At 49.6% G+C, this 12,320-nt stretch carries 10 protein-coding genes and 1 other annotated feature; of the genes, 2 read left to right on the top strand and 8 right to left on the bottom strand.

Features of this window, described 5'->3' with window-relative positions; translation table 11 throughout:
* Entirely contained in the window at positions 1 to 1,149 is a 1,149-nt protein-coding gene (locus EYB31_RS12620) for a glycosyltransferase family 4 protein (protein ID WP_131013693.1), read from the top strand.
* 20 nt (positions 1,150 to 1,169) lie between these two features.
* On the top strand, positions 1,170 to 2,504 hold the full coding sequence (locus tag EYB31_RS12615) for a UDP-glucose dehydrogenase family protein (RefSeq protein ID WP_165452382.1): 1,335 nt from the start codon (positions 1,170 to 1,172) through the stop codon (positions 2,502 to 2,504).
* Between the two features lie 80 nt (positions 2,505 to 2,584).
* Here EYB31_RS12615 and EYB31_RS12610 read toward each other — a convergent pair whose 3' ends face one another.
* From EYB31_RS12610 to EYB31_RS12575, 8 genes are all read right to left on the bottom strand, one after another.
* Positions 2,585 to 3,580 (bottom strand): metal-dependent hydrolase, encoded by a 996-nt coding sequence (locus tag EYB31_RS12610; RefSeq protein ID WP_240762373.1) that lies wholly within the window; start codon positions 3,578 to 3,580, stop codon positions 2,585 to 2,587.
* Positions 3,581 to 3,786: 206 nt separating this feature from the next.
* A complete protein-coding gene (locus EYB31_RS12605; protein ID WP_131013691.1) occupies positions 3,787 to 6,042 on the bottom strand; it encodes an ATP-binding cassette domain-containing protein in 2,256 nt (751 codons plus the stop codon).
* A 234-nt stretch (positions 6,043 to 6,276) separates the two neighbouring features.
* Complete coding sequence (locus tag EYB31_RS12600) at positions 6,277 to 6,699, bottom strand: SRPBCC family protein (protein WP_131013690.1); 423 nt, start codon at positions 6,697 to 6,699, stop codon at positions 6,277 to 6,279.
* Positions 6,696 to 7,025, bottom strand: a complete 330-nt coding sequence (locus EYB31_RS12595) for an ArsR/SmtB family transcription factor (protein WP_131013689.1) — start codon at positions 7,023 to 7,025, stop codon at positions 6,696 to 6,698. The genes EYB31_RS12600 and EYB31_RS12595 overlap by 4 nt, the downstream gene beginning before the upstream one ends.
* A 311-nt stretch (positions 7,026 to 7,336) precedes the next feature.
* Entirely contained in the window at positions 7,337 to 8,770 is a 1,434-nt protein-coding gene (locus EYB31_RS12590) for a family 43 glycosylhydrolase (protein WP_165452381.1), read from the bottom strand.
* 316 nt (positions 8,771 to 9,086) lie between these two features.
* Entirely contained in the window at positions 9,087 to 10,076 is a 990-nt protein-coding gene (gene trpS / locus EYB31_RS12585) for a tryptophan--tRNA ligase (RefSeq protein ID WP_131013687.1), read from the bottom strand.
* Between the two features lie 104 nt (positions 10,077 to 10,180).
* Positions 10,181 to 10,434: a binding site (T-box leader), on the bottom strand.
* A gap of 53 nt (positions 10,435 to 10,487) precedes the next feature.
* Positions 10,488 to 11,309, bottom strand: a complete 822-nt coding sequence (locus tag EYB31_RS12580; RefSeq protein WP_131013686.1) for an HpcH/HpaI aldolase family protein — start codon at positions 11,307 to 11,309, stop codon at positions 10,488 to 10,490.
* A complete protein-coding gene (locus EYB31_RS12575) occupies positions 11,309 to 12,310 on the bottom strand; it encodes a sialidase family protein (protein ID WP_131013685.1) in 1,002 nt (333 codons plus the stop codon). The genes EYB31_RS12580 and EYB31_RS12575 overlap by 1 nt, the downstream gene beginning before the upstream one ends.
* Positions 12,311 to 12,320 lie beyond the last annotated feature (10 nt).

Raw genomic sequence — 12,320 nt, 5'->3', positions numbered from 1 at the left:
ATGCGAATCGCCTTATTTTCGGATACCTATTGGCCTCAAGTCAACGGAGTTGCCATGACGCTGAAGCGGCTCACCGAACATCTGGAACGCCGAAACGTCACCTATCAAATATTTGTGCCGCGATGCGAAGATGAGTTGTATACGAGCAATGTTCACGGTTTCGCCAGTTTTCCGTTTTTGCTGTATCCCGAATGCCGGATTGCGCTTCCGAATTACGTCTCGATCACTCGTCAGCTTCAAGCGTTTCAACCGGATCTGATCCATATCGCCACACCGTTTAATATCGGACTTTCCGGTTTATTTTACGCCAGAAAATACGATATCGCCCATGTCGCCTCCTACCATACCCATTTTGACCGCTATTTGCACTACTATCATCTCCAATTCGCCTCCCCTCTGTTATGGCGTTATATCCGTTGGTTTCATCAATCCTGTTTGGCTACCTTTGTCCCTTCACAAGAAACAGCGCAGCAGCTTGCCGCCCAGGGCATTGATGGAATCAAGCTGTGGCAACGCGGCGTAGATTGCAAACTGTTTCATCCCGGAAAAAAAAGCGCGGCGGTCCGTGAGCGTTACGGTATCAAGGAACGATTTATCCTGCTGTATGCAGGCCGGCTTGCCCCTGAAAAAGATCTCGATATAATACCGGACATCATGAGAAAACTGCCCGAGTCGCTGCGGGATGAGATCCACTGGATTTTTGCCGGAGACGGCCCTTCGCTTAAAGAACTGCAGGATGGGGTTCCGGCAAACACAACGTTCACCGGGTATATGAAAGGCGAAGCGTTGGCGGAGCTTTATGCCTCGGCCGATTTGTTTGTTTTTCCTTCGAGTACGGAAACGTTCGGCAATGTCGTATTGGAATCGTTAGCGTCGGGAACACCCGCCATCGGCGCAGCCTCGGGCGGAGTCCAGGAAATCATTCAGCACGGCCGAACCGGTAATCTGTGTCCTCCCCGCGATTCAGATATGTTCGCTCAATCGATTACCAACATGCTGCAACAGCCTGATACGCTGAAAGCTTGGGGACTTTCCGGCAGAGCCTACGCCTTAACCCAGTCATGGGAAGCTATTTTCGACCGTTTATTGGTAAACTACGAGCAAATTCTACGTTCCAAAGCATCCAGAGGAAAACCGTTTTCCGCATAATGTGGTGGGAGGGATTTAACGTGAAGGTTGCAGTCATTGGCACAGGTTATGTCGGTTTAGTAACAGGCACTTGCTTGGCTTACTCAGGTCATTCCGTCGTTTGCGTCGATAGTTCGGCCGAGAAAATCGCTATCCTCTCCTCCGGCGGGCTGCCGTTATGGGAGCAAGGGCTTGACGAGCTGCTTAACGAAACGATAAAGCTGGGGCGAATTTGTTTTACAACGGATATGAAAAGCGCCGTACAATCCTCGGATGTGCTTATCGTTTGTGTCGGAACGCCGTGGGGTCCCGGCGGGGAAGCGGATTTGGATCCATTATGGTCGGTCGTTCGTCAGGTGGCGCTTTATTGCAAACAAGGGCCATTTCTGATTATCAAAAGCACAGTGCCGGTGGGAACAAGCGACGAGATCGAACAATGGCTGCACACGGTTCAGACGAAGCCGTCGATCGAGGTCATACATAATCCCGAATTTCTCCGGCAAGGCGCCGCGGTTTACGATTTTTTTCATCCGGATCGAATTGTTGCCGGGTGCAGGACTATACAAGCCAGAAGTGTTATTACCGAGCTGTATAAAGATATTGCTGCACATGTTTACTTTTGCGACCGCCGAAGCTCGGAGCTGATTAAATATGCGTCCAATGCTTTTCTAGCGATGAAAATTTCCTTTATCAATATGATGGCTGATTTCTCGGAGCACACAGGCGCCCGCATTGACGTGGTCGCTGCAGGCATGGGCATGGATCGACGGATCGGTAAATCTTTCCTGCAAGCCGGTATCGGTTACGGCGGTTCCTGTTTCCCCAAGGATCTGCAAGCATTACTATCGATGGGCCACAAGTGGAACTGCTCTCTTCCTCTCCTTGAGTCGACTGTGTCGATCAACGCGCAGCGGCCTCAGCATCTGGTAGATAAGCTGCTTCATGCATTGGGGACGTTAAAAGCAAAACGTATCGCCCTTCTCGGACTTACCTTTAAACCGATGACAGACGATTTGCGGGAAGCCACGTCGCTGGCCGTCAGCCGCTTATGCTTGCAGCATGGAGCAGATCTGCATGCGTACGATCCATTCGTCCGCGATTATCCCATTGCCGAAGTCGTGCTGCACCGTGACATGTATGAAGCGATTGATTCCGCTGACGCCATCGTCATTCTTACGGAGTGGGAACAACTTCACGATTTGGATTGGCAGCTCGTCAGTCAAAAGCTGCGTACCCGTGTAGTGATCGATGGCAGAAACATGTTTGATTGGGACGACATGCAGCATGTGGCCGACACCTGCCATATCACGTACATTTCCATGGGAAGGCCTGTGATTTATGCATCAACCGCTATGAAATCCCCCGATCCTGTTTGATTGGATCGTTTGATCGCCCTGCGATGCACAAAAAGAAACGGAGAGCTGATTTAGCATCGGCGCTCCGTTTTTTATTTTTGTTACACAAAGGGCGGGTCCCAAGCTTTTTTCCGCCAACCGATCCGGTGATGGACAACATTCATCTGCTTATCCAGCTGGACGTCAACGCCAAACGAAAGCTTGCTGCCCTGATTAAAACGCACATCGCTCCAGCTGACTTCGTAGCCGTCTTTTACTTCATTGCACGTCACATGAATACGTTGGGCAAACCCGAGGAACGCCCGGACGCCATCCGTCCCCATCGTCGCAAGGATTGCCGTATTCCTCTCCTGCTTCGGATAAACAGCTTCCCAGACTATCTTGGTGTACAGGATTTTTCCCGTGTAAAAGCAATTATCGGCTTCGATGACAACTTTCCAATGAAACCAATGTAAAGTCGGGATAATATGGTATACTCCTGAAATATTAATCACATTAATCACACGACGAACCATCCTGTGATGCTGCCAGGAGCGAATGACGATATAAACGAACGTTAGCGCATAAATCCATATAAATAGCGGGATCGGCTCGAATTTGAATCCCAGCCATAACATAAGGCCGACGCTGTGAAGTACGAACAAAAACGGCTCGAAGATGGACAAAATATCCAGGTGAATCCATTTCTGCGAGAAAGGACTTGCACTCTGTACTCCATAGCTGTTAAGCGTATCCAGAAAGACATGAAATGCTACGGCGATGAAGACCCACTTCAGCAGCACATGCCAGTATGGAAACAGATGGAACACCATACATAACGGCAAAGCAATAACGACAGGCCACACGAACAAAGCCGGGATGGAATGCGTCACCCCCCGATGGTATTGAAGATAAGAAGCAAACCCTCTCAAGCGCAGCACCGTATCAAAATCGGGTGCATGTGAACCGATTAACGTACCGATCCATACGGCTTGAGCCAAGCTCGCTTCCGCTGCTACAGCCGGTTCTATATACGCAAGTCCCGCCAGCGTCGCTCCAAGCACCAGATGGCTAGCTGTGTCCAGCCTGATCTCCTCCTTCCGTTTGGTAAACTCCAAGAGACGCTAAGTACCATCCAACCACACCCCTTTCTCGCGTGTCGACAACCAACTTCCTGTCAGGATGATGCTGAAATGTTCGTATGCACTGATCATACCTCGCTTTTATAAGCAGGAAATTAATGGCATGTAAAACGTCGATGAAATAAGAAAAGAGCCCAGGGAAAGCTTTCTCTTTCCACAGAACCCTTCGTTTTCCGATCCCGTTATTTTAAATACCTGCCCGTGATCGACTGTTCCGCATGGACGATCTGCGAAGGCGGGCCCTCAAATACAACCCGGCCGCCCTTGCTGCCTCCGTCCGGTCCCATATCGATGATCCAATCCGCTTGGCTGATCACATCCAGATTGTGCTCGATGACAATCACCGTATTGCCGGCATCCACGAGGCGGTTCATAATTTCCAGCAGGTGGCCGATATCTGACATATGCAAGCCGGTTGTCGGCTCGTCCATCACGTAGATGCTGCCTTTCTTATGCAGCTCGCTCGCCAGCTTGATCCGCTGGCATTCCCCGCCCGAAAGCGTGCTAAGCGGCTGGCCAAGGGTAATGTAGTTCAGCCCTACGTCACTCATCGCCTGGAGCTTGCGCACGACCTCTTTTAACTGGAAAAACTCCAAAGCCTGCTCCACCGTCATCTCCAGCACTTCGGCAATGGACTTGCCGTTCAGCTTGTACGCTAGCACTTCCTCCTTGAACCGTTTGCCTCCGCATACTTCGCATGGCAACTTCACACTGTCGAGGAATGCCAGGTCTGTGTACACAACACCTAACCCTTGGCAGTTTTCGCAAGCTCCCTTGGAATTAAAGCTGAACAAACCTTGGTTCACCTTGTTTGCAGAAGCAAACGCTTTGCGCACATCGTCCATAATGCCCGTGTAAGTTGCGGGATTGGAGCGTGTCGAAACGCCTACCGCGGATTGGTCGATGACGATGGCATCGGGATGCTGGCCGAGGAACACTTCGTTAATCAGCGTACTTTTGCCAGAACCGGCGACACCGGTAACGACGTTCAGCACTCCGGTTGGAATATCCACGCTCACGTTCTGCAGGTTGTGAAGCTGTGCATCCTTGATGGACAACTTACCGGCAGGCTTCCTGCAATCGTGCTTAAGCTGGAGCGGCCGCTTCATATGGGTGCCGGTTAATGTACCCGACTCCAGCAGACCTTGAAAACTTCCCTCAAATACGATGGAACCGCCGCGGCTGCCGGCATGGGGCCCGACGTCAACGATATGATCCGCCAACTTGATCACATCGGGATCATGCTCGACAACAAGTACGGTATTGCCCTTGTCGCGCAGCTTCTGAAGCAATTCGTTAAGCCGGTGAACGTCACGAAGGTGCAAACCAACGCTAGGTTCGTCGAAAATATAAGTGACATCCACCAAACTGCCGCTTAAGTGCTTTACCATCTTGACGCGCTGCGACTCGCCGCCGGACAATGTATCCGTCTCGCGATCCAACGTCAAATACTCAAGTCCGATATCCACCAGATGCTGCAGCCGCTCAGTGAGCGACTTGACGATAGGCGCAGCGTTCGGGTAGTCCATTTCCCGAATGACACGGATCAGCTGTCCGACCTCCATGGCGGCCATATCCGCAATATTAAGTCCGTTAATTCTGCAGTTAAGTACAGCCTGGCTCAGTCGTGCGCCGCGGCAGCTGGAGCAAGGACCTTCCGAAATGAACGGGGCAACGGTCTGTTGTGTGCGCTCGGACATCATTTTCACATCACGTTTGATGTACTTGTTGGTGAACTTCTCGATGGCGCCTTCTACCGTAATATTCATTGGTTTGCCGGCAAACTGCATTTCCACTTTTCTCGCCTTGCCGTACAGCAGCTGGTCCAGCTCATCTTCTGCGTAATCGGAAAGCTTCTTATCGGGATCAAATGGCCCCGATTGCACGATCATCGACCAATCCATGCTGTTCACTGTATAACCGGGCAGCAAGATGGCCCCTTCATTTAGCGTCTTTGACTTGTCTATCGCCTTGCTCATGTCGACGTTCAAACTGCGGCCGATTCCGTTGCATTCGGGACACATGCCTTGCGGATCGTTAAACGAGAACATATGCGCTTGTCCGACATAGGGTTGACCCACTCGAGAGAAAAGAAGACGGAGAATGGGAGAGATATCGGTAATCGTGCCCATCGTGGAATGAGAACCGCCGCCCAGACGTTTTTGATCCACAATCACAGCCATGCTCAAGTTCTCGATCGCATCTGCTTCGGGTTGCGGAAAACGCGGCAGAAAGTTGCGGACAAACATGCTGAAGTTCTCATTTAGCAATCGCGTGGATTCTGCAGCGATCGTATCAAAGACGATCGATGACTTGCCGGATCCGGATACCCCGGTAAAAATCGTGATCTTTCGTTTGGGAATGCGCAAGGAAACGTTCTTGAGATTGTTTTCCCGCGCACCCGAAATAACGATATATTCCTGATTAGAGTCGCTCATGGTTAACATCCCTTCCGATCATGTTAAATTCCATCTCTATTCACATTGTACTATTTCGTGCAAAGAAAGTAGAGCGGTCGAACTTCCATCTGAAACTTATCCGCGTCTCGGCATGTATAAGACGTGGACAATTAGGAAATTACAATTAGATGATAAAACCCTGAATGAACATAAACCGGCTGCAAGGTGCAGCCGGTTTATGTTCATTCGGTTCAAGCAGGAGTGCGGATGCTGTTATTGTCCCAACAACTTTTCCAGTTCGCCGCACCATTTACTCCAGCCATATTTAGCGCCTTCGAGTCCTTGAGGGTTTGTGAATCCGGTTTGATCGAGATGAAGGTTAACCTTGCCGTCACCTAAATCTTGCAGCGTCCAGGTAACCGTGTGTTTCTCTCCCCCGCTGGCCCACGTATAAGACAAACGGTTTGGTGCTTCCACGATCAGCACCTCGCCGTTAATGATTCCATCCCACCATTCGGACGGCTGAGTACGGAACTGAAAATGGTGTCCAACGACGGGTTTAAAATCATTTTCCATCGCCTGTCCATTATGGATGTTGACCACCCATTTGGCCAGCTTGTTCGAATCGGTTATAGCGTCCCAAAGTTTCTCAATCGATGTTGTGTACTGAAAGTCCAAGGCCAATGCCAAGCTCATATTTCTTCCTCCTCTAATAGTTGGTTTAGACGAAGCATATTGGTGCTCCAGGACTTATTGTAGAATGCCACCCAATCTTGAATTTCTCTAAGTGGAGAGGCATTTAGCCGAAATCGCGTTTCTCTGCCGACTTTCCGGTCAAGTACCAGTCCGGCTTCTTTGAGGATGGTCAAATGCTTGGATACTGCCGTACGGCCCATGTCAAACTGTGCCGTTAACTCATGAAGCGGTATCTCCTCCGCTTCTGCGAGCATACGAATCAGCCGGCGCCTGGTCGGATCTGCAATCGCGTCAAATACATCCCGTAACGGATTGTTCTCGCTCACAACACCCTCTCCTACATAGGATTGCCAAGGGATAGCGGTTCATTTCGCCGTCTCCCTCTCTCAATTAGACACCTTTTGGTGACATTTTATTATAGGACACCATTTAGTGTCATGTCAACATCAAAAAAGGAACATAAACACACGATGCCGCTCTTCCAAGGGACGACATGTGTATTTATATTCCTCTAGAAAAAACAACTCCAGATATACTAAGTATGTGCGTTCCATTGTGATTTTATTTACTTTCATGCACTATTCGAAGCAATTCGCCAAGCACGACGAAAGAATGTAATGTTTAGCGGGCATTGATGTTATTTAGCAATAACGAGGCTGTCAATCCAGGGACCGCCATTTCCGTTTGTCTCCAGCTTGATGGTGTTGGTTCCGGCATTTAAAGTAACGGATTGGGTGGAGCGTGTATAGTTCCAATAGTGGTCTCCCCAATTATCCGTACCGTTTCCTGTCGAGATAAAACCCAAGGCGTTGTTGACCGCCGTTCCATTTACGGTAAGTTTTAAAGTTTTGGATGAAGTGGTATCGTTGGTATACCGGAACAACAAGTTATATGTCCCTGCCGTTGCTGCGGTGACGGTAAACTGAATGGAATCGCCGGTATTGTTAACAAATTTCACATAACCTGTTCCCGAAAATCCATTAAAGTCGTCTTCAGCCGTAAACGTAGTTTTTACAGCTCCGGAAACCGCGGCATCTTCGGCTTGATAACGGTCTGTCGGATTATCCCCTGACGGGATGGCCAAACTTGTATTTGGACCTTCGGGAACTCCAAAATTCGGAGTGCTGCCATTCCAGGTCACTTTTTGCATGCGGAGGCTGCGAATGCCGGAGGTGTTGTTGCCATGGAATATAAACCAATCCTCAGTACCGTCGCTTGATTTGAACCAACCGTTATGCCCCGGTGCCGATATGCCGTTTGCCGCTTGAAACACAGGTCCCGTCTTAGTCCACGAAGAGGCGTCCAGCAAATTGCTGCCGGCGCTGGCTGTAAGCAGTCCCATGGAATAAGCGGAATTCTGGCTTCCGGAGTAGCTGATATATACGTTACCGTTTTTCACCAATGCGCTGGGACCTTCACATATCCCTACACCGGTAGCTCTTTCCCATGATTGGGTTGGCGCTGCGATCAATGTGCGGGCCGAGTTGATCGTATACGGATTGCTCATGGAGGCAATATAAAGATGCTGATCGTGATTGGAGCCGTTCCAGCCTGACCATGTGGTATAATATTGCCCATTCACCTGAAAAACATCGCTGTCCAACGCAAACTCATCCGTGGCATCCGTCATTTTGCCGACATACGTCCATGTTCCCGCGAAAGGGTCTGCGGACGTATTTTTTAATACATAGTTTCTTCTCGTGCCCGTTCCGTTGTTATCCAGCAAGGAGGAGTAATAGATGTACCATACTCCGTCAAATTGCCTGATCTCAGGAGCCCAAATGCTATGTTCGTTGCTGGGGAAACTGTACACCGTTTTTTGATCGCCATACATGATGTTTACCATAGATTTGGCTCTTCTCAAAACAATCTGCTTTCTTCCCTCTGTCTGAATGAGATAATAGTTGCCGTCGCTTGCTTTAAACACGTCGGGATCCGCCGCTCTGTGGTATTTTACCGGGTTCGTAAACGTAGTCTGAAGATTGGCGTACACTTGGGATGGAGCTGGAAACAACTCGAAACTTGCAAGCAGAATCAAAGCCAGAAATACCATCAAAGCTTTTTTCAACATCGGTTTAACCTCCATACTTCGGATTGGTCAACACATCTTTACTAGCGGAAAAATCAGTCGCTCCCTCCTTTGGATTTTATTTGCTCATTGTTGACATATCCCCTGTGTATGTGCAGATGATCTAATTCTATCGCCGCTTCAAGCTGGGCAGGCTGCACGATTTTGTCAAACGACTGTACATTTTTGTCCTGGTAACCAAAAGTAAAATAACCGCCAGGAAGTTGACCTGACGGTTGATAAGGATGGCAGATCGGCATTTCGCTGATCTGTTGTTGATTCGCCTGTGTATAATTGGTGCGTCATCATGTTGTTACCTTCAGAAATAGTTCATGCTCATCGCTTCGCGCACTTCCTGCATCGTTTCCTTTGCCAGAAGGCGTGTTTTTTGGGTGCCCGACATAAGAATTTCATCGAGCCGCTTAGGATTGTTTTCGTACGTTATTCTTCGATCCCTCATCGGATCAAGCATATCATTAATGCCATTAATGATTCGTCGCTTGCATTCCTTGCAGCCAATCTGCCCTTTTTTGCAGCTCTCATATATTTCATCGGATTCTTCTTTTCGGAACGCTTGGTGATAAGCATAGATGGGACAAATATCGGGATGACCGATATCCGTCGCATGGATTCGGGAAGGGTCGGTCTTCGCCCTTTTTATTTTCTCGCTGACCTCATCAGGTGTGGAGTCCAAATGAATGGCGTTGTCGAGGCTTTTGCTCATTTTCTGGTTTCCATCTAAACCGATTAGCCGTGGAATTTCGCCGACAAGCGGTTTTGGTTCCAACAGCACGTTTGTATGATAAAGCTGATTAAACCGGCGAACGATTTTTCTTGACTGCTCAATATGAGGAAGCTGATCTTCCCCTACAGGCACCAGCGTCGCCTTACAAAAGGTAATGTCCGCCGTTTGGCTTACAGGGTAGCCAAGAAATCCGTAATACATATCATCAAATTTACGTTCTTTAGCTTCCGCTTTAATAGTCGGATTGTGGCGTAATGAATTCACCGTCACAAACATAGAAAAATAAACGGTCAACTCCGCAATTTCCGGAATCAACGATTGCACAAAAATCGTTGCCCGATCCGGGTCAATTCCTGCTGATAAATAATCCAACGCGACTTGGCGCAGGTTTTGTTGGATTAAATCCGGTTTATCAAAATGGGTAGTCAGCGCTTGAACGTCCGCCAGCAAAAGGTAAGTTTCATATTGATCTTGCAGTTCTACCCGGTTTTTTAAGCTCCCGACATAATGCCCAAGGTGAAGTTTGCCGGTGATCCGGTCTCCAGTTAATATACGTTCTTTCATGTTTTATGCTCCTCATCATTTGGTTTTTATACGTTGAACTGAAGCGCCACCAACCGTCATCCATGGACATCCCCCCCTTAAGAAATGCAAAAAAACCTCGCCAAATAAAGGACGAGGTTATCGTGGTACCACCTTTTTAACCGCAAAATGCGATTCACTCAAAAGTACGGTAAGATGTCGTACATCTTACGATACTCCTCTCTTGATAACGGAGAGAGAATCCCGGCACCACCTACTCATCGTTCAGCGGAGCGATTCAGAAGCCCATTCGGTATCAGGTGAGGATCGGTTCACAGCAACCACCGACTCTCTGAACCCCACTTACTGACACGTACTTGCTCTTCCTCAACATCGTTAACTATTCGACTAAACTGATTTTATAATAAATGATAAAAATCTAAAAATCAAACCCTATCTTAAGTCGGAGAAGCTGCGGATGGCGGCTCCATAGGACTCACGCAAGGCGTGCACGTCGGCGCCGATATTCAGGAAGCGGTAGCCGTCGGCGATAACGCCTTGGATAATCTCGGGTGTCGTGACCGTGCCGAGAAATTTGCCATGCCGCAAAGCGCAGTCCGCGACCTTCTTTCTTGCTGCCAGCAGCTTCGGGTGGGTCAGCTGTCCCGGCACGCCGTACGCTTGCGACAAGTCGCCCGGCCCAAAAAAGATCATGTCGATGCCATCCACGCTGCAGATGTCCTCGATCGCCTCCACGCCCTCCGGATTTTCGATTTGCACGATAATCAGCTTCTCGGAGTTGGAGTAATTCATATACTCTTCCGTACCGATTGCGCAATATTTGCCGTCGGCGTTTCCGCCATCCCACGCCCTTCTGCCGAGCGGCCAGAAGCGTGTGTTGTTAACGATTTCCGCTGCTTCTTCGCCGGACTTGACGTGAGGCACCATAATGCCGGTGACGTCCAGTTCCAGCGGTTTCACATAGTCGCTGTAGCTGCCTTTTTCCACCCTGACGATCAAATCGCAGCCGTACAGCTTCGCCACCACACTGCACCGTTCAATCATCTCCCAATCGTTAGCGACATGCTCCCGGCACACCCACGTGCTGTCAATCCCGGACATCGCGGCAATCTCAAAGGCGGCTTGATTGGAAACGTTCAGCTTCAAACAGTTGACCAGCTCATTGCGGCGCAATTTTTGCAGAATGACACTTTTCTTTAAATATTTGCTGAGATTATCCATTTCCGCACCTGCCACTTGGTTTATGTAAGCCATCAGAACAGCTCCGAGTACTGCCACTTCACTTGCCCGACGAAATACCGCTCATGGAAAGGAACACCGCTCGCATAATAATGGGTAAGCAGCTCACCATCGCTTAGCTGAACCGTGGCCGGATAACCGCCGTCGCTTAATTGGCCGAAGTTGCACAGCCCTGCCATGCGCGACCAACTGTCTCCCCCGTCTTTGCTGACGCAAACGCCGATGCCCCAGTTGTTTTTCAGTCTAATGCCGCATGTCATCAGCAAAAATCCGCTATCCAGCCGGGTCACGTGAGCGGGATGGACACCGGCCATCGTAACCCGCTGCTGGAAGGTCCACGTTTTCCCGCCGTCCGTGGTGCCGAACTGATCCACGTAATCGATCAGATTTTTGCGGCTGATTGCAATCCCATTTAAGCTGTCGTGAAACCACAACGCGGTTTCATGATAATTTTGCTCCGAGATCACGCCATGGCTGGTCCACGTGTATCCGTCGTCATCGCTGAACACAATGTACGATTTAGTAAACTTCATATCCTTCGAACACGTGTAGCAAGCACAAGCAAGGCGATTGCCTTCGACAATAAACATATCGCCATAAGGGACAAGCACGTTTTCGTTGCCCGGAATGCTGTAGTTAAACGCCGTTGTCGTAAACGTCTTCCCTTGATCGTTGGAGCGGCAGACGACGGCCGGCAGCCGGTTGCACTCGCTCCAAGGGAGAGCGTCCTCCTTGCGCTTCGGGCGCCGGTCCCAACCGCCGGCGAGAACAAGAAAATCTCCGTTTGCCGCGAGCCCGCAGGCGACATTCATGCGATTTCTTTCCGGCTCATGTTTGGCCGGAGTCCCGTGGTAATGCCACGTATATCCCCCGTCAACGCTGCGGTAACAGTCGACCTCCGATTCAGCCAAGCCGTGGCTCGGATGGTTGAACACCGAAGAAATCAGGCTGCCGTCCGGGAATTGGGTTAAATTAGGCCATCCGCACATATTGTCCATTACAATCGTCCGTTGCATCGTTTGTCAT

Source organism: Paenibacillus thalictri (genome assembly GCF_004307995.1).
Lineage (GTDB): Bacteria > Bacillota > Bacilli > Paenibacillales > NBRC-103111 > Paenibacillus_AF > Paenibacillus_AF thalictri.
The sequence above is the reverse complement of the archived record's forward strand: the minus strand, read 5'-3'. Positions and strand labels throughout refer to the sequence as shown.

Excerpts from the sequence above, each read along its gene's own strand:
- EYB31_RS12575 (WP_131013685.1), bottom strand. The coding sequence starts at position 12,310 with ATGCAACGGACGATTGTAATGGACAATATGTGCGGATGGCCTAATTTA.
- EYB31_RS12590 (WP_165452381.1), bottom strand. The coding sequence starts at position 8,770 with ATGTTGAAAAAAGCTTTGATGGTATTTCTGGCTTTGATTCTGCTTGCA.
- EYB31_RS12605 (WP_131013691.1), bottom strand. The coding sequence starts at position 6,042 with ATGAGCGACTCTAATCAGGAATATATCGTTATTTCGGGTGCGCGGGAA.
- EYB31_RS12580 (WP_131013686.1), bottom strand. The coding sequence starts at position 11,309 with ATGGCTTACATAAACCAAGTGGCAGGTGCGGAAATGGATAATCTCAGC.
- EYB31_RS12600 (WP_131013690.1), bottom strand. The coding sequence starts at position 6,699 with ATGAGCTTGGCATTGGCCTTGGACTTTCAGTACACAACATCGATTGAG.
- EYB31_RS12620 (WP_131013693.1), top strand. The coding sequence starts at position 1 with ATGCGAATCGCCTTATTTTCGGATACCTATTGGCCTCAAGTCAACGGA.
- trpS (WP_131013687.1), bottom strand. The coding sequence starts at position 10,076 with ATGAAAGAACGTATATTAACTGGAGACCGGATCACCGGCAAACTTCAC.